The sequence below is a fragment of the Frateuria terrea genome (genome assembly GCF_900115705.1).
GTDB lineage: Bacteria > Pseudomonadota > Gammaproteobacteria > Xanthomonadales > Rhodanobacteraceae > Frateuria_A > Frateuria_A terrea.
This window is the reverse complement of the sequence record NZ_FOXL01000002.1, coordinates 1-16,747: the sequence shown is the minus strand read 5'-3', so window position 1 is coordinate 16,747 and position 16,747 is coordinate 1. Positions and strand designations below refer to the sequence as shown.

At 62.7% G+C, this 16,747-nt stretch carries 13 protein-coding genes; 10 read left to right on the top strand and 3 right to left on the bottom strand.

Annotated elements, in window-relative coordinates; all coding sequences use genetic code 11:
* Nucleotides 1–112: 112 nt before the first annotated feature.
* The 4 genes from hutU to BMZ38_RS00055 all read left to right on the top strand — a co-directional run bounded on the left by hutU (nt 113) and on the right by BMZ38_RS00055 (nt 5,612).
* On the top strand, nt 113–1,783 hold the full coding sequence (gene hutU, locus BMZ38_RS00070) for a urocanate hydratase (RefSeq protein WP_091332700.1): 1,671 nt from the start codon (nt 113–115) through the stop codon (nt 1,781–1,783).
* A gap of 63 nt (nt 1,784–1,846) precedes the next feature.
* The gene (locus tag BMZ38_RS00065; RefSeq protein WP_091332697.1) at nt 1,847–2,272 is read left to right on the top strand and encodes an Sbal_3080 family lipoprotein; all 426 of its coding nucleotides are present in this window, start codon (nt 1,847–1,849) and stop codon (nt 2,270–2,272) included.
* Between the two features lie 37 nt (nt 2,273–2,309).
* Nucleotides 2,310–4,568 carry a GGDEF domain-containing protein gene (locus BMZ38_RS00060; RefSeq protein ID WP_091332694.1) on the top strand — a complete coding sequence of 753 codons (2,259 nt, stop codon included), beginning with the start codon at nt 2,310–2,312 and terminating at the stop codon, nt 4,566–4,568.
* A gap of 210 nt (nt 4,569–4,778) precedes the next feature.
* Entirely contained in the window at nt 4,779–5,612 is an 834-nt protein-coding gene (locus BMZ38_RS00055) for a hypothetical protein (RefSeq protein ID WP_139202356.1), read from the top strand.
* 152 nt (nt 5,613–5,764) lie between these two features.
* Here the strand turns inward: BMZ38_RS00055 and BMZ38_RS00050 are convergent, their stop codons facing one another.
* Nucleotides 5,765–6,220 carry a carboxymuconolactone decarboxylase family protein gene (locus BMZ38_RS00050; RefSeq protein WP_091332688.1) on the bottom strand — a complete coding sequence of 152 codons (456 nt, stop codon included), beginning with the start codon at nt 6,218–6,220 and terminating at the stop codon, nt 5,765–5,767.
* A 317-nt stretch (nt 6,221–6,537) separates the two neighbouring features.
* Between BMZ38_RS00050 and sigJ the strand changes: the two genes are divergently transcribed.
* Both sigJ and BMZ38_RS00040 read left to right on the top strand, forming a co-directional pair.
* On the top strand, nt 6,538–7,434 hold the full coding sequence (gene sigJ, locus BMZ38_RS00045; RefSeq protein ID WP_091332686.1) for an RNA polymerase sigma factor SigJ: 897 nt from the start codon (nt 6,538–6,540) through the stop codon (nt 7,432–7,434).
* Nucleotides 7,435–7,815: 381 nt separating this feature from the next.
* Nucleotides 7,816–8,472 (top strand): XAC0095 family protein, encoded by a 657-nt coding sequence (locus BMZ38_RS00040; protein WP_091332683.1) that lies wholly within the window; start codon nt 7,816–7,818, stop codon nt 8,470–8,472.
* Between the two features lie 345 nt (nt 8,473–8,817).
* Here the strand turns inward: BMZ38_RS00040 and BMZ38_RS00035 are convergent, their stop codons facing one another.
* Complete coding sequence (locus tag BMZ38_RS00035) at nt 8,818–9,702, bottom strand: sensor domain-containing diguanylate cyclase (RefSeq protein ID WP_091332680.1); 885 nt, start codon at nt 9,700–9,702, stop codon at nt 8,818–8,820.
* Between the two features lie 407 nt (nt 9,703–10,109).
* On the opposite strand from BMZ38_RS00035, the gene BMZ38_RS00030 reads away from it, so the two are divergent.
* Nucleotides 10,110–12,764: a bifunctional diguanylate cyclase/phosphodiesterase gene (locus BMZ38_RS00030; RefSeq protein ID WP_245747129.1), complete on the top strand. Its 2,655-nt coding sequence runs from the start codon at nt 10,110–10,112 to the stop codon at nt 12,762–12,764.
* A gap of 214 nt (nt 12,765–12,978) precedes the next feature.
* Here BMZ38_RS00030 and BMZ38_RS00025 read toward each other — a convergent pair whose 3' ends face one another.
* The gene (locus tag BMZ38_RS00025; RefSeq protein WP_091332677.1) at nt 12,979–14,805 is read right to left on the bottom strand and encodes a hypothetical protein; all 1,827 of its coding nucleotides are present in this window, start codon (nt 14,803–14,805) and stop codon (nt 12,979–12,981) included.
* A 316-nt stretch (nt 14,806–15,121) separates the two neighbouring features.
* Between BMZ38_RS00025 and BMZ38_RS00020 the strand changes: the two genes are divergently transcribed.
* The 3 genes from BMZ38_RS00020 (at nt 15,122) to BMZ38_RS00010 (ending at nt 16,606) form a co-directional block, all read left to right on the top strand.
* Nucleotides 15,122–15,457, top strand: coding sequence for a hypothetical protein (locus tag BMZ38_RS00020; RefSeq protein WP_091332675.1), 336 nt, complete (start codon nt 15,122–15,124; stop codon nt 15,455–15,457).
* Between the two features lie 128 nt (nt 15,458–15,585).
* Complete coding sequence (locus BMZ38_RS00015; protein WP_091332672.1) at nt 15,586–16,074, top strand: carboxymuconolactone decarboxylase family protein; 489 nt, start codon at nt 15,586–15,588, stop codon at nt 16,072–16,074.
* A gap of 166 nt (nt 16,075–16,240) precedes the next feature.
* Nucleotides 16,241–16,606 (top strand): cupin domain-containing protein, encoded by a 366-nt coding sequence (locus BMZ38_RS00010; protein ID WP_091332669.1) that lies wholly within the window; start codon nt 16,241–16,243, stop codon nt 16,604–16,606.
* Nucleotides 16,607–16,747: the final 141 nt, after the last annotated feature.

Here is a 16,747-nt window from a genome sequence, read left to right as displayed (position 1 = left end):
CCGCGAGTCTAGCGCCGCGTCCGCCTCGCACCACGGCCAGGGGTCATGCCACCCGCGAAGCGCCGCGCGCCCGCTGGCTATACTCGGCCATCTGCCTCAAGGAGAGCCGGCCATGAACGCGCCCACCCGCATCGACACCTCCCGCACCATCCGCGCCCCGCGCGGCAGCACGCTCACCTGCAAGAGCTGGCTCACCGAGGCGCCGTACCGGATGATCCAGAACAACCTCGATCCCGAGGTGGCCGAGAACCCGGCGGAGCTGGTGGTGTACGGCGGCATCGGCCGCGCCGCGCGCAACTGGGAATGCTTCGACGCCATCCTGCGCTCCCTGCGCGAGCTCAACGACGACGAAACCCTGCTGGTGCAGTCCGGCAAGCCGGTCGGCGTGTTCCCGACCCACCCCGACGCCCCGCGCGTGCTCATCGCCAACTCCAACCTGGTGCCGGCCTGGGCCAACTGGGAGCACTTCAACGAGCTCGATAAGAAGGGCCTGATGATGTACGGCCAGATGACGGCCGGCAGCTGGATCTACATCGGCTCGCAGGGCATCGTGCAGGGCACCTACGAGACCTTCGTGGAGATGGGCCGCCAGCACTACCACGGCAGCCTCAAGGGCAAGTGGATCCTCACCGCGGGCCTGGGCGGCATGGGCGGCGCGCAGCCGCTGGCCGCGAGCCTGGCCGGCGCCTGCAGCCTCACCATCGAATGCCAGCAGAGCCGCATCGACTTCCGCCTGAAGACGCGCTACGTCGACGAGCAGGCCACCGACCTGGACGACGCGCTGGCGCGCATCGAGAAGTACACGAAAGCCGGCGAAGCCAAGTCCATCGCGCTGCTGGGCAACGCGGCCGAAGTCCTACCCGAACTGGTGCGCCGCGGCGTGCGGCCCGACGCCGTCACCGACCAGACCAGCGCGCACGACCCGGTCAACGGCTACCTGCCGCTCGGCTGGACGGTGGAAGAGTGGTTCGAGCGCCGCAAGAGCGACCCCAACGGCACCCGCGATGCTGCCAAGCGTTCGATGAAGCAGCACGTGGAGGCCATGCTCGCCTTCCACGAGAAAGGCATCCCCACCTTCGACTACGGCAACAACATCCGCCAGATGGCCAAGGATGAGGGCTGCGAGAACGCGTTTGCCTTTCCGGGGTTCGTGCCGGCGTTCGTGCGGCCGTTGTTCTGCCGAGGTGTCGGGCCGTTCCGCTGGGTCGCGCTATCGGGGGATCCGGAGGACATCTACAAGACCGATCAGAAGGTCAAGGAACTGATTCCGGACGACAAGCACCTGCACAACTGGCTGGATATGGCGAAGGAGCGGATCAGCTTTCAGGGGTTGCCGGCGCGGATCTGCTGGGTGGGGCTGGGGCAGCGGCACAAGCTGGGGCTGGCGTTCAATGAGATGGTGCGGAAGGGGGAGTTGAAGGCGCCGGTGGTGATCGGGCGGGATCACTTGGATTCCGGATCCGTCGCCAGCCCCAATCGCGAGACCGAGGCGATGAAGGATGGGAGTGATGCGGTGTCGGATTGGCCGTTGCTCAATGCGATGCTCAACGTGGCCGGTGGGGCGACCTGGGTGTCGCTGCATCATGGCGGTGGCGTGGGGATGGGGTACAGCCAGCACTCGGGGGTGGTGATCGTGTGTGATGGGAGCGAGGCGGCGGATAAGCGGATTGCGCGGGTGTTGTGGAATGATCCGGGGACGGGGGTGATGCGGCATGCGGATGCGGGATACGACGTCGCAGTCGAGTGCGCGAGGGAGCAAGGGTTGAAGCTGCCGATGATCTGAGGCATTAAGAAGGGCAGGGCACAGTACCTGCCCTTTTCTTTAGGGGTTCCACAGGGGGAACAAATGAAGCGTCTGATCTGTTTGGCGGCGATAGCCGCGGTTGCCGGCTGCACATCGGTCAAGGTGAAGCCCGTCAGTTCCATTGGGCCGGGGACAGAAGTGTGCATCGTCAACAATCCGAAGGTGATTGTTGAGGGGTTCGTGGACGTGGTGCGCGACGGGTTCAGCCGACACGGCCTGCCGACCAAGCTTGTCAACGAGGATGCCGCGAGCACCTGTGACGTAACGCTTACCTACACGGCGCTCCGGTCTTGGGACTTTGCGCCCTATCTTTCACACGCTGAGCTTCGGCTGTGGAAGGGTGGCATCCAAATCGGAACTGCGGAATATCACCTAAGGGGTAAGGGCGGCTGGTCATTGACTAAATGGCAAGGGGTGAAGGCAAAAATGGATCCGGTGGTTGATCAGCTGCTTGCTAGCGTCCGATAACCGATAGTAATTCGCTAGCACGATATGGAGATTTGTAATGAAAGCAAATTGGCTCAAGGATTTCGGAAGCTCCTTGGATCAGGTTCTTGATCGATTTGAGAATGTGCAAGAAGTTCTTCTTCACTACCGAAGCGGGGATGCCTGGGTTGCTTTGTCAGAAGGCGGAAAGGCATCCGCATCAGAGCTTGAAAAGTCCGTTGCGGAGGAGAAGCCCATAAAGCTGGGCCGAACCAACAGTTACCTGTTCCCAGTTGCTGGTGCCGATGCATCAGTTGAAATCCGCTTGGAGCGCTTTGCTCGCGGGAAAACACTTGGGGCGTTATCTGAGGCCATTGATCGCATCAAAGAGGCGTCCCAGCACAAATACGATGCGCATCATGACTCATTAACTGGCTGTAAAAATCGGAAGTCTTTCGAGATCTCTGCGAAGAAAGCGCTTGAAAGGCTGGGCGCTAACGCGGCTGGTCGTTCATCTGCAATTGGAAGCTCTGGAGTAAGGTCAATAGCGCTCGTCACCTTAGACATAGATTTTTTTAAGAGGGTGAACGACACTTACGGGCATGACTATGGCGATGTGGTTCTATCCGCCTTCAGTTGGCATATTGAAGACGCAATATTGGAACTAACAAAGGAGGCGAAGCGGACTTCTGTGGAGTTTTTTAGACTTGGCGGAGAGGAGTTCAACCTGCTTATCTCGGGCGAGTTTGAAGACCGCGAACTTTTGGATTGGATCGAAAGAGTCCGATTACACGTGAAATCGTCCGCGGTTCCATCGGAGTCTCAGTTGGCCAAGCTGGGGACCCAGCTGTCCCAGACCCCTCCTGAAAGGGAGAGGAGGGTAACGGCTAGCTTCGGAGTATCACGATATTCGGTCGGAAAATCCTCTTCCATGGATCCAAAAGTCATTGAAAGGCTTAAGGTCCAGGCAGATAAGGCCTTATACGCGGCAAAAAACTCCGGTCGCGACTGCGTCAGGTTTTACCCGGATATTCTTAAGCGCTACGGTCGTATTCTCGAGCATGAGAAGTCAGTCGGCATCGTAGTTGTGGATATCGGTTCGGAGGTTGGGGTTGCGAAGGGACAGGAATTCTTTGTTATTCCCCCGAAATTCACGGGTGAGGTCGATTACGTCGTCGACGATGGTCGTTCACGCCGCAAGCTTGGTCGATACCCGAAGTATAAAGTTGCGCGCTTGTTGGCTTTTGATGTTCAGCCTGAAATATCTTTTTGTAAGGTGTCCGAGAAATTAGACAATGCGTCAATCGAGATAGGCTCCTATCTTGATCTAATTCCAGTGGGTCTTTTTTCTGGTCTAGTCGGCCAACATGGCGACGAAGGCGTGGAAAGCGAAGGGTCGAAAAACATTAACCGGCGGGTGGCAACACACTCAACTGAAAATTTTTGTGTGCTTGCGGTACAAATTAGAGAGCTCGATCAGCTGGAGAGGCACTCTGGACCCGGTAGAGTCAATGATCTGTTGTCTTCGGTTTCGTCTATCATGACTAAGGCTCTTCTGCGCAAGGCAAAGCCGCAGTATGTAGAGGGCGGTTTGTTCGGGGCTGTACTATTGACCTCATCATCAGAGAGCACTGAGCACATAAAGGCACTTCGGCGAGAGCTTGAGGTGGTTTGTGAGGGTTTGGCGGTTTTTGCCATTGGGTATGTGGAAAAAGGTAAGTTGGAGGAGGCGGCGCTTCCATTAGAGAACGCGTGGGAGTACGCCGTCCTTGCAGCTGCAGCGGCCCCCTCGATGGGGATGGAGGCATTCACACTTGATCTGCCGCTCCAAGTTCTCGAAAACCAAGACGCAGCGGGTCAGAATGAACAACTTATTTTGGATTACGAAAGGTTCAAGTCACTCGGTATTTCTGGCGCGAAGTACGACAATCTGGCTGGTATAGCCAACTTCCTGCTTGGGAAAGTAGTTCAGGCGGATTTGGCATTCAAAAGCGCGGTGGACGCCAGTCCCGATGAAAACGTTTATCGATTAAATTTAGCATATACCAGGATGCAGCTAGAGAAGTTCAGGGACGCGTATGATCAAGCAGCGTTGGCGGAGAAGCTTAGTGGTGGGCCACCAGATCCTATGGCCATGAGCATCATTGCGTATTCCTCCTACAAACTATGGAAGGCAGGGGATCACGTCTTGCCGCGAGAAAGGATCATCTCTCTGTTGAGAGATGCTAGCTCGCAGGAAGAAAATTCGTACTTTTCGAAGGACGAGATGCTTCAAGCAGAAAAGGAGATGATCTCTGAATTAGCTTTGGCGGATTCAAATAAATGGGACGGCGATTAAAGGGGGCGTGGCAAATTAAGTTGGCCGCAGGTGGTACGTGCAGGCTCGCGGTACCCACCCGCGTATCTAATGGGAGGTAGCTCTCGGGGCACGCAACGAGGGCTCGGATTTTCGCCCTGCTTTGCCTTTTGGCCGCGACGGGCCCCTGGCTTCTGCCAAAAAAGGGTTCAGGTCCATCTTTCTCGAGATTCAAACCACGGGGAATTCCACATGCCACATTCCTACTTTTTCCGCCGCGCCCTATCCTTGAGTGTCGGCTTGGCCGCAGCCTGCATGTCGCTTTCTACACTCGCCGATACGCCGGTTGCAGTCACCTTCGCGGCAAACAGTGTCTGGGCGCAGGAAGTCGGCAACCTCACCCGTTCCGACGACTCGCTGGATTACACGGTTGCGGTCGCGGCGGGCAAGACCTTGCAGCTCAACCTCCTGAGCCGCAATCCCAACGTGTTTTTCAAGGTGAAAGATCAGAGCGACGGCAAGGTGGTGCTGGATACGCGCAAGACAGGTGAGTCCACCTGGTCGACACCGAACGCGACGGCCACCACCTATGCGATCCGGGTCTACATCGATTCTGCCGCGTTGAAGTTCGACAACACGGCGAAATTCGCGTTGCAGATCGGGCAGTACGGCGCCGAAGACTTGCAGTCGCCGGCGACCGCAGTGACGTTCGAGCCTGGCAAGCCGTGGGCGCAACGGGATGGGATCCTGGATGCCGGGGCGCCTGTTTACAACTTCACCGTCGCCATCGCAGCCGGCATGACGATCAAGGTCAATCTCGTTTCGAGCAATCCCGAATTGCACTTCAGGGTGAATGACAAGACCCATGACAAAAAACTTGTCGACACGAGCGCGACCGGGCTGAACACGTGGTCCGAATCGGTTGCGGCAGCGACGAACTACGCGATTCAGGTGTACGTCGATCCAGCGGCGATGTCGTCCGGACAAAAAGAGCGCTTCGCCCTGCAGGTCGGGCAGTATTCTTCCGGGGACGTACAACCGGCCAAGCCGGCCACCGTGACCACAACTGCGCCGCAAGCTGACTAAGCGCAAATAAGGGGACGGATTAAAGGGGACGTGGCTAATTAAATTCGGGCGTTGTCTGGCAGGGTGGACCTACTGCCCAGTTTAATTAGCCACGTCCCCTTTTCTGCCTTTATGCCCGCATCGGTGCAGCACCATGCGCCACGGGCGACGCACTACCCCTCCGCGCGGGCGCGGGGCTTGAGGCGAAAGCTGATACCGAGACGGTTGATTGCATTCATCGTTGCAATCGTCAGGGTGAGGTCGACCAGGTCCTTTTCCGAGAAGGCCGCGGCAGCCGCAGCGTAGGCTTCGTCTGAGGCATGCGTTTCGCTGACGCGCGTGACTTCCTCGGCCCATGCCAGGGCAGCGCGCTCCTGTTCCGAGAACAGGTATGTCGCCTCATGCCAGACCGGTATGAGAACGACGGTGTCCAGCGACATGCCTTCCTTGATCAGATCCCGCGTGTGGACGTCGATGCAGTGGGCGCAGCCGTTGATCTGGGAAACCCGGAGGAACACCAGATGGATCAGTCTGGCGGGCAGCGCCATTCCCGTCGTGACGAAATGATGCAATGTCCCTACGGCCTTGGCACCCTCAGGGGAGATGGCAAACCAGTTTGCACGTTTCATGTTGTTGCAGTCCTTTCCGGTAGGAGGTGACGAGCCGGCACGGTGCTGGCCCCTCGAGCTGCTAGACGGACCGGCGGCGTGCGCCGTGACAGGCCGGACGACGGGTTTTTTTCTGCCAGCGGAAATGGAGGCGGGCACTGCATGCACCGGTTGCGTTTCTCGTGGCAGGCTCCTCCGTGGCATGCGCGGAGGGATGGGCACCTCCATTGTTCGACGCGATCCTCACGGCTTGGAAATCCACCCGGCCGGCGTACCCAGCCTGTAGCGGTCACATTTTGTGGAACCGCCACGTCCAGGCTCCAATCGAGGAGAACCCCATGGACACGTCCACACTCGTCTTCCGGCAACATCGTGCCCGGCTGTTCGGCATCGCCTACCGGATGCTGGGCGCGCCTGCGGACGCTGAGGACGTCCTGCACGACGCATGGCTTCGCCTTCAGGCGCAGGACCTGGATCGGCTGGATGACGCCGGGGCCTGGCTGGTCACCGTCACGACGAACCTGTCACTGGACCGATTGAGGAGAGCGAAAGCCGAGCGCGAGCGTTACGTCGGTCCGTGGCTGCCGGAGCCATTGGCCCCCGAGTCCGACCAGCCGGAACTAGCGCACGAGCGTGACGAGAGCCTGACGCTTTCTTTTCTGTGGCTGTTGGAACGCCTCAGCCCCGAGGAACGCGCTGCCTTTCTGCTGCACGACGTCTTCGACTACAGCCACGGCGAAGCCGCCAAGATTCTGGGCATTGCCGAGGATGCCTGTCGCCAGCGCGCGCATCGGGCCAGAGTTCGCATGCGCGAGGCTCGCCCGCGCTTCGAAGTGGACGCCACTGCGCAGCGCCGCCTGTTGGAGCGTTTCATCGAAGCGATGGCGAAGCCGTCGCTCGAAACGCTGCAGGCGCTTTTTGCAGAGGATGCGGTCCACATCAGCGACGGCGGCGGCGTGGTGCGTGCCTCGCTGCATCCTATTTGCGGCGCGGAACGACTTGCGCGCCTGTATGTCCAGATTGCCCATCATCTTCCGCCCGGCTCTCGATACGAAATTGGCGTGCTCAATGGCCTACCGGCGGTGTTCTGGTTCGACGGCGCGGCAATCACGGGTGCCATTTGGATCGACACGGACGGGATGCGGATCATCGCCATCTACACGCTGCGCCATCCTGACAAACTGGCGCGGCTCGTCCCTGTCCGGAATGACCTGGATACGGCAATGCGCGACTGAACGCGGCCAGACGGGGCACTGCACAAAAGGGAGCGTGGCGAATTAACTCCGCCACGTCCCTTTTTTTTGATGAGCGCTTCGGCGCATCGCATGCTCCGATGTAACCCGAAACGGCTTGTTGACACGCTCCGGATGCGATAGCAGACTTCAGGTCAAGGAGCCTAGAAACTCCCCACACAGCGGTACCCACCTCCGACAAACCGGTGGGTTTTTTGTGCCTGCACGCTGCAGGTGCAACCGACGCGATGCCTGCGTCGGGAGGGCGGTGAATACAACACCCGCAAGGGGAATAAGCCCGCCGGCTGTGTGCGGTTTCTAGCCTCCCGACTTCCCGTCCACCGTCGTGGCGTGACGGGCACTTCATGGAACGAGGAGGCGAGCATGTCGACGATCGATTCGGATCTGGAAGCGCCCGGTTATTTCCTGCCCGAGGACAGCCAGCTCCGGCTGAAGAAGCTGCGCGAGTACGTCGGGTTCCTGGCCAATCTGGCGCGGCCGCGCATGGCGGACGAGTCGCGGGAATGGACCGCCGGGATTCGCCCGGGCGAGGTGGCGGTCTGCCTGGAAATGCTGGAAGAGCAGATCGGGCGGGTGCTGCACGAAGTCTCCTGGCCGGCCGAGCGCGGCGACAGGGCGGTTGCACGCGAGGCCGACGCACAGGCGGAAGCCGCGGCACTGGAAGCCGCCGAACCGATGATGGAGGAGGCGGGCAACCGCTACGTATTCGGCGTCACCCTGAGCCAGATTGCTGAAATCAATCGGCTGATCGACATGATCCGGGCCCATGGCGGTCGGGTGGCCGCCAACCATGACGCGGAGCTCGCCGGCCACTCGCTGTCGACCGTGGGCGACGCCATCTTCGCCGCCACGAAGAAGCTGCGTGGGATCATCCTCGACGTGGAGACGCAGCGGTTGGATCCAGCACGCGGTCCCCGAGCCGGCGTGCGCGAAGCGCAAGCCACCTACCACGCACTACCCGCGCGCTTACCTTCGGGTGGCGCGTTGTTTGCCGTGCCACAGTTTCCGACCTGCCATTAGCCCGAGACGAAGCGCGCTGCTGTCTTGTGCCAAACTAACGAGGTCGGAGCCCCTTATTCCAAAATTTGGCAAAAAAAGTTTCGTAAACATCCAACCCACTCAAAAACACCAAGCGAGAACGCACTCATGAAAGGTATGGAGCAGAAGAAGAGCGAAAAAAAGAAGCCGCTGAAGACGCCGAAGGAGAAGAAGGCGGAGAAGGCTGCCAAGAAGGCTGACAAGAGATAAAAAATCATCAATAAAGGGGGCGGAGGCGATCAAGTTGGCTTAATTACCTCCGTCTCCTTTTTCGCGCTTTTTTGGACTTCTTTGGTTTCCCGAAGCCCCCGGGCCGGGGTGCCGCAGCTACGCTTGATCGCTTGCCAGGACGGCATCAGCCTTGCGGCGTCGATCGCGCTTGACCTCGTACATCGCGCGATCGGCGCAGGCCAGGAGCGTGTCAGGGTCGCTGCCGTTGTCCGGGAAGCAGGCGACGCCGATGCTGGCGTCCAGATGAAATTTCCCTTCGGGCAGGTTGCAGGACAGATTGAGGCTGGCACGCAGGCCGTCGGCCACGGTAAGGGCGGCGTGCATATCGGCGCAGCCGGGTAGTAGCGCGACGAATTCGTCGCCCCCGACCCGGGCCATCAGGTCGCCCTGGCGCAGACCCTTGTGGAGGCGCTGCGCGACCTCGCGCAGCAGGCGATCCCCGACCTCGTGTCCATACTGGTCGTTGATGTGCTTGAACCCATCCAGGTCCAGATAGAGCACGGCCAGGCCGTTGCCCGTCCGCGTCGCATGGGTGAGGGCGTACTGCAGTTCATGTTGTAGGCGATGCCGGTTCGGCAGGCCGGTCAGCGGATCGTGGGCGGCGCGGTGTTCGAGCTCGCGCTCGGCCCGGCGCAGCTCGGTTACTTCGTGAGCCACACCGATACGCACACCGTAATCGGGCAGCCAGCGCGCCGACCACTGGATGTCCACGCTGTGCCCGTCCTTGTGCAGATAGCGATTGCGGAAGTGCCGCTGAATCGCGCCGTTCGTCACGGCCTGTGCCTGGCGCACTGTTGCCTCCCGGTCGTCGGGATGCACCAACCGGAATATCGGCTGCCCGACGACCTCTTCGAGGCTGTAGCCGAGCATGCGTTCGAAGCCCGCGCTGACGAAGAGAACCTGGCCCTCGGTGCTGACCACGCACACCGCGTCTGGCATCAGGTCGAGCAGCTGGGCAGGCGTGGGGAGCGTGGAGGTCATGACAAGGCCGGATCGGGCGCTGGGGGAAATTGGGGTCCATTATGGATGCTTGACCAAGAGCCTGACCGTTTGTTGGCTTTGCACGAAAGCAAAACACGGAACCAACCGAGTCAGAGCCCCTTATTCCCTCCTCGGCGCTTGGCTCTTTTCCAGCGGCACGCGGTACTCCAGGCTCGGCGCTTGGCTGTTTCCGTATCGTGCGGGCTCTGAGCCGGCCGAGTTGAGGGACGCGGCTAATGAAATGCCACTGGCAGACCAGCTCCCTCCATCGGGGTCGCCGCACCAGACCGGGTGCCGCTTCTCCTGCGTCGATTTCCCGTGACCCGCGTTCCCGGAACCCTCACTCCTGCGGGCTATGATCGTTGCGCCCATGCAGCTGGGCGACCGGGGCTTGCCGAGGGGATTCCGTGCCGCCGCAACCGATCGAGCGACGTGAACGTACGCCACAGGTGGACGATGCGGGTGCCCTGTCACTGACCAGCCGGGTGCCGGGCGTGCTCTGGGGATTGCTTGCGGTCGGCTGCGGACTGTTGCTGACGTTCTGGCTGTACCGGATCCAGGCGCGGCAGTGGCAGGCGGCCCAGCGGGATGCGGTGGTGGCCGAGGCGGAAAAGGGGCTGGTCCAGTTGCGGGCGAAACTGCGTTCGGCCGAACAGTTGTTGCGGTCGCTGCAGACCATGTTCCTGGTCTCCGGGACGATGGACGCGCCCCAGTTCGCGCGCATGTACGCCAACCTGGACCCGCGGCGGGAATTTCCGAGCCTGCTTGCCGTGGCCTACGCGGTTCGCGAGCACCGGCCCGATGGGGACCATTTCCCCACCACGCTGGTCGCGCCCCTGGATGGCAACCGCAACCTCCTGGGTTTGGATGTGGTCGGCCAGCCGGCCAACATGAAGGCCCTGTTCGCATCCCGCGATACGGACCGGCTGGCGGTGTCGGCACCGTTTCCGCTTGTGCAGGACCGGGAAGCCAGCGGGCGCGGGCAGGGCATCACGTTGCGCTTGCCCGATTTCGGGCCGGGCGCCGCGCTCGACTCCGTGGCTGCACGCCAGCAGCGGTTGCGCGGCTCGGTGGCGGTGTCCTTCAGGGTCGCCGACCTCATCCGGACCGGATTGTCACCGCAACTACTGCAAGTGGCGCGCGCCTCGGTGACGGACGTCACCAGCGCATCGCACGTCGCGCTGTTCGACTCCCGCGGTGGCGTTCCTGACGTGAAGGCTTCGATCGTGTATCGGCTGGCATTCGGGGGGCGCCTCTGGGACCTGGTCGTTTCCCCGATGGCCGCGGCCGGCGGCCCACCCCTGGTGCAATCGGTGGCGCCCGCCGGGCTGCTCGCCAGTGTGCTGCTGGGCCTGCTGGTCTGGTCGCTGACCGACACGCGGCGCCGGGCCGTGCAGCTGGGCCGGCGCCTGGGCGAGCGCTACCGCGAAAGCGAGGAGCGTTTCCGCACGCTCAACGAATTGCTGCCCGCGCTGGTGGTGCTCGCCGACGCGGCGGACGGGCGCATCGTCTACGCCAACCAGGCGGCGCGAGGGCGCCTGGGGGACGGCCTGGAGGGCAACCGGTTGGTCTCGCTGCTGGAGGTCGACGAGGCCGAGGTGGAACGGCGGCTGGCCCATCCCGAAGGCGGCGCGATCGAGCTAGTCCTTCGGGACACCTCCGGCGGGCGTTTCTGGGCCAGCGTGGCGATGTCCTGGTTGACGCTGGACGGACGTCCACAGTGGGCGATGGTCGCCAGCGACGTGACCGAGCAGCGCGCGCTCACCGAACTGCTCGAGTACCAGGCCACGCACGACGAGCTCACCGGCCTGATCAACCGGCGCGAATTCGAGCGCCGGCTGCAGCAGGTGAGCCAGCAGCTTCGCGAGTCGCCGCCGTATGCCGCGGTGCTTTTCATTGACCTGGACCAGTTCAAGCTCGTCAACGACACCTCCGGGCATGTGGCCGGTGACCAGCTCTTGTCGCAGTTGGCCACGGTGATGCGCGTGCGGCTGGGCGAGGAGCATGTGCTCGCGCGGCTGGGCGGCGATGAGTTCGGCGTGATCCTGACCGGACTCGATACCCCCGCGCACGCCGCACGCATCGCGGAGCACCTGCGCCTGGGCCTGGACGGATTCGTCTTCGTCTGGGAGTCCAAGAGTTACATGGCGAGCATCAGCGTCGGTGGGGTGCTCATCGACCGGCCGGGCACGCCGCTGGCCGAGCTGCTCGCCGCTGCCGATACCGCCTGCTACATGGCCAAGGAGCAGGGGCGCAACCGCGTCCACTTCTACTCCGAACGGGACGAACAGAGCGCGCAGCGGCGCGGCGAGATGGAGTGGGCCAACCGGCTGCGCTGGGCCGTGCAGGAACAGCGCTTCGTGCTCGCCTATCAGGAGGTGCGCGGGCTCGGTAGCGAACCGGCGGGCATCGATGTCGAGCTGCTGCTGCGTTTTCGCGGCGAGGACGGCACGCTGGTATCGCCCGGTGCCTTCATTCCCGCGGCCGAGCGGTATGGGCTGATGCCGTTGATCGATCGCTGGGTCATCGAGACCGCGCTGTCGAACCTCGACCGGCTGCATCCGGCCGGGGCGGCGCTGCGCACGGTGGCGATCAACCTGTCCGGCGCCAGCATCGACGATGAGACGCTCGCCGACCGCATCATCGAGCTGCTGCGACTGCACCGCGTCGCGCCCGGGCGCGTGTGTTTCGAGATCACCGAAACCGTGGCCGTGCGCCAGCTCACCACGGTCATCCGGTTCGTGACGCGGCTGCGGGAGGTCGGCTGCCGCATCGCGCTCGACGACTTCGGCGTGGGCATGTCCTCGTTCTCCTATCTGAAGCACCTGCCGGCCGACATCATCAAGATCGATGGCAGCTTCATCCGCGACATGCTGAGCGACCCGATCAGCCATGCGATGGTGCGCGCGGTCACCGACATCGCGCACCGGCTGGGCCTGGTGGTGATCGCAGAGTGGGTGACGGACGAGGCGATCATGGCCTCGTTGCGCGAGCTGGGCGTCGACATGGCTCAGGGCTATTCGCTGCATCAGCCCGAGCGCGTCATGTTCCAGCGCGACTGAGACCAAACGGGGGCAGGTGGCGGGAAGCGGGACCGGCACGGTTCGGGGCTCGAGAGGCGTGGCCGCGGGAGCGCCCCCGTGGCGCGCATCGCGACGCCTGCGATCCGCTGACGATGCGGATGTCCGGACAAGGAACAAGCGGGCGGAGCAGGCGCCCCGTCCGCTTGTTTGCCTCCCTGGCCGTCATCCCTGACGCGCTTTCTCCGAAGTTAGGTCAGTGCCACCAGCCCAGGCTATCGGGCGACCCGTCAGGGTGCGCGAACCAGCGCACCTGATTGTGGCCGCCCGGGCAGCCGGTGCCGCGTGCGGTCGAGGCGACCGCGCCGTTCTGGGCGGTCACCGAGGCCTGGAAACAGCTGCCGAAGTTGTCGGTGAAGCGGTGCTCCGCGACGCTTTGCCAGTGGGTGTCGGTGGAGGGGTTGCGTAGCCCCGCGTCCCAGAACGCGTAGGCGTGGGTGCGGCTTCCGATGAAGGACTCACCCAGGTGGGTGACGTAGTGGCCCTGGCTGGGCCGGTAATGGTCGGTGTCCACCAGCCATCGCTGCGTCGTGGTCACGGTGCCGTTGCGCAGCGCGATGGTCCAACCATCTCCGATGTCCTGCGAGGTCGTGGCCATGTGGTAGGTGTACGCGAGGGGATAGCTCACGTGCTCGACGTCCGTGCCGAGCAGGGTGGTGCCGACCGTGCGGCGGCTGGTCCGGTCCGTCGTGCTTTGCAGGGAGACGACCTCCTCGTAGAGCTTGTTCACCGGCACGCCGAGGGACTGGTGGGGGCCACGCAGGTCCATCGTCTGGGCGTTGTCGAAGGTACTGGACTGTCGCACCGACGAATTGATCCGTCCGCCTGACGTGTTCACGAACCCGCGAATCTCGAATTGACGCGATTGCCGTGTGCGGATGGTTCCCTGCAGCTGCTTCGTCTGCGCATTGCGGATGAGGGTGCTGGTGTAGATCGGCTCCCCTGGCACACCATTCAGCGTGTTCATGGTGATGCCGCCGCTGACGAAGGTGCGGTTGCGATCCAGGTACAGCAGCAGCACGCCGGGCACGGAAACCAGGTGGACGCCGGCGGCATTGAACTCGCCCGAGAAGGGGCTCAGGTCGACCCGGTAGGGAAGGATGTTCAGCATCTGCAGCGTGGGCGTCGGCACGTTCAGGGCGTTGCGCAGGTAGTTCACGCTCGGGTCTGCCGGCAGTAGCGGGAACACCGGCGCCACGCCGGCCGGCGTGCCGTCCACGTCCACGCGGATCTCGCGGAAGCCGCCGCCGCCACAGGCCGTTTCGTGAGGAAAGATCGAATTCTTGAGCTGATCGCCGGGCGCGAAAACGTCGATCAGGTTCGGGTGCTCGCCCAGGATCTCGTCCGGCATGCACAGGTACCACCAGGGCTGCGCATTCTCCACGTCCAGGTAGGCGCGAACGATGTTGTGGGGCAGGCGTACCGGGGTGCTCCCATCCAGCCGGACGACTGTGTCAGGAACCCTGGGGGCGGGGGTCTGTGTCGTCGGCGGGTAGAACAGCAGCCGCGCGCTACCGGTGAAGGCGGAGGTCTGGCCACCCGGGTCGATGTTTTCCGGATCCTTGAGCGTCCAGTAGGACCCCGTGTGCGGCACCGTCAACAGCCGGCTGTAGTCGGTGAGGTCGCGCTCGGCGTGCCAGCTGGCGGGCGCGTCGTAGCGAGGACCCGCCTGGTGGAACAGGCGGATGCCGCCCAGCGAGATGCCGATGTCGTTGACGACGGTGTGGCGTGAACTGCTCAGGTCCACCTGCAGCACGACCTTGGCCCACGGTGGCCGGCAGGCCGGCGGCGGCATGTAGGTGAAATGGTTGTCGGTGGTGTATTCGCCTTCGCCGGAGAATGGCTGGTCGCTCATGAGCTGCACGACGCAGGGCGTACCGCTCGCAGGGGGCACGCGCGGATCGGGGGTGACCACCTGCGTAGCGGCGGCGGCAGGCGGCGCATGGCCGATCCCGGCCAGCGCGAGGGACAGGCACAGCGCCAGGAGTGTCCGGTGATGGGTCAGGAGAACGGGAGCGTTCATGGTCTTCACCCTCCAAGGTGATCCGGCCGGGGGCGTCGACTACTACGCCGTCGGACGTGCGGAGGGTTGACACCGATCAACGTCGGCGCACGTGTGGAGGGATCGCGGATTAGGCCGAGGCACCCGCTCGGCGGGTGCGGATCATCCAGGCAGGAGCCGGTCGCGGATGTGAGCCAGATCGTCTAAGCCCACACCGCGGGCATGAACATATAGCCGCTGCGGGGAACCGGAATGGTTCCCTTTTTTTCAACTGTTTTTAGCCAGGCTGCGTGTAAAGCGGTGACGCGGGGGGTAACGGCGGGGTGGGGATCTCATCATGGCCAGAAGCGACATGAGGGACATCCGGGAAATCCGGAAGTACGCCGGTCAGGTGCAGCGGATAGCAAGCGCGCTTTCCGACGACGAAGAGTTTGCAAAGCGGTTGATCGATGCCGTGCACAGCGGCAGCAGCGCCGAGGTCGAGGGGGTCTTCGCAGCCCTCGACATCAGCAGCGACGTGCGGATCAGCACGGTAGACGAAACCGAGTCCGGGCCGGCCATGCCGACGGCAAAGGCAAAGGCGGCGGCGAAGTCCAAGACCAAGACGATCACCGTGACGGTCGGGATAGGGTGGTTTTCGATCTCGGTCACCGTCAAGAAGGAATCGAAGTAGCGCGGCCTCCAGGCCCAAGCGGGGCAGGGTCACTTATCTTGCGTGCGTTCCCGGGCAGCCGTGCCGGCATGTCACGTTTGCCCGGGGCTGGGCGTCCTGGTACCGGGACCAACAAAAGGAGCCCTCCCGTGACAGCCAAACTCGATCTCTTCGCCGCAGCCCCCAACCTGATGAAGGACGTGCAACGCACGTCCATGGAACTTGCGGCCGCCGCCAACTTCGATCCATCCCTGCTCGAGTTGGTGAAACTTCGCGCATCGCAGATCAACGGATGCGCCAACTGCCTGAATCTCCACGTCGCCGAAGCGCGCGAGTGTGGCATCAGTCCACAGCAGATCGACCTGCTGCCGGCCTGGCGCGAGGCTCCCTGTTATACCGACCGCGAGCGCGCGGCGCTCGAATGGACCGAAGCGCTGACGCGGCTCTCCGAAGGGCGCGGACATGCGAGCGCCTACCAGGCGCTGAAGGCGCATTTTTCGGAGGAGGAACAGGTCAAGCTTACGGTGACGATCAACATCATCAATGGGTGGAACCGCATCGCCGTCGGCTTCGGCGTTTTTGCCGACGCCGCGGCCATTGCAGCCATCAAGGAAGCCCGGAAGTCGATCGCCGCCTGACATCGACCCCGGGCCCGACGTCGACTCCGGCGCATGTGGACGGGCCGCCCGGCGGGTGGCCCGTCATTCGAAGCAAGTGCCAGGACTCCGCTCGCCCCGCAAGCATCGATATGCTGAAGGCGCCTGGCGAGGCCTGGGCTCACTCACCCCAATCAGAGGAATCCGCATGCGGTATGAGGCGATCAATCTGGCCCAGAAGCTCGGTCTGCTCGATGAGCACTGGGCGCCCAGGGTCGTGGCCGAGATGAACGACTACCAGTTCAAGGTCGTCAAGGTCGAAGGCGATTTCATCTGGCACGACCACAAGGACACCGACGAAACGTTCGTCGTTCTCGAGGGCCGTTTGCGCATCGATTTCCGCGATGGCCACGTGCACATCGGCAAGGGCGAGATGTACGTCGTTCCCAGGGGGGTCGAGCACAAGCCTTATGCGGAGACCGAGGTCAGCATGCTCCTCATCGAGCCGCGAGGGGTCCTCAATACAGGCCATGAGGGCGGCGAAAGGACGGCGGTAAACGACGTGTGGATCTAGGTGTTCGGGCTGATAGGCGGCCGCGTCGCCTGTGGCAGGCAAAATTAAAGGTTCATCGCGGAATGCCGGGGAAGGCGGCACGGATCTTCAGGAAGAAATAGTCCTGATCCCGGTAGCCGTAGGCCCGGCGCTTGATGACCT

Bases quoted from the DNA above. Each gene is read 5' to 3' on its own strand.
- hutU (WP_091332700.1), top strand. From the start codon at position 113: ATGAACGCGCCCACCCGCATCGACACCTCCCGCACCATCCGCGCCCCG.
- BMZ38_RS00065 (WP_091332697.1), top strand. From the start codon at position 1,847: ATGAAGCGTCTGATCTGTTTGGCGGCGATAGCCGCGGTTGCCGGCTGC.
- BMZ38_RS00060 (WP_091332694.1), top strand. From the start codon at position 2,310: ATGAAAGCAAATTGGCTCAAGGATTTCGGAAGCTCCTTGGATCAGGTT.
- BMZ38_RS00055 (WP_139202356.1), top strand. From the start codon at position 4,779: ATGCCACATTCCTACTTTTTCCGCCGCGCCCTATCCTTGAGTGTCGGC.
- BMZ38_RS00050 (WP_091332688.1), bottom strand. From the start codon at position 6,220: ATGAAACGTGCAAACTGGTTTGCCATCTCCCCTGAGGGTGCCAAGGCC.
- sigJ (WP_091332686.1), top strand. From the start codon at position 6,538: ATGGACACGTCCACACTCGTCTTCCGGCAACATCGTGCCCGGCTGTTC.
- BMZ38_RS00040 (WP_091332683.1), top strand. From the start codon at position 7,816: ATGTCGACGATCGATTCGGATCTGGAAGCGCCCGGTTATTTCCTGCCC.
- BMZ38_RS00035 (WP_091332680.1), bottom strand. From the start codon at position 9,702: ATGACCTCCACGCTCCCCACGCCTGCCCAGCTGCTCGACCTGATGCCA.
- BMZ38_RS00025 (WP_091332677.1), bottom strand. From the start codon at position 14,805: ATGAACGCTCCCGTTCTCCTGACCCATCACCGGACACTCCTGGCGCTG.
- BMZ38_RS00020 (WP_091332675.1), top strand. From the start codon at position 15,122: ATGGCCAGAAGCGACATGAGGGACATCCGGGAAATCCGGAAGTACGCC.
- BMZ38_RS00010 (WP_091332669.1), top strand. From the start codon at position 16,241: ATGCGGTATGAGGCGATCAATCTGGCCCAGAAGCTCGGTCTGCTCGAT.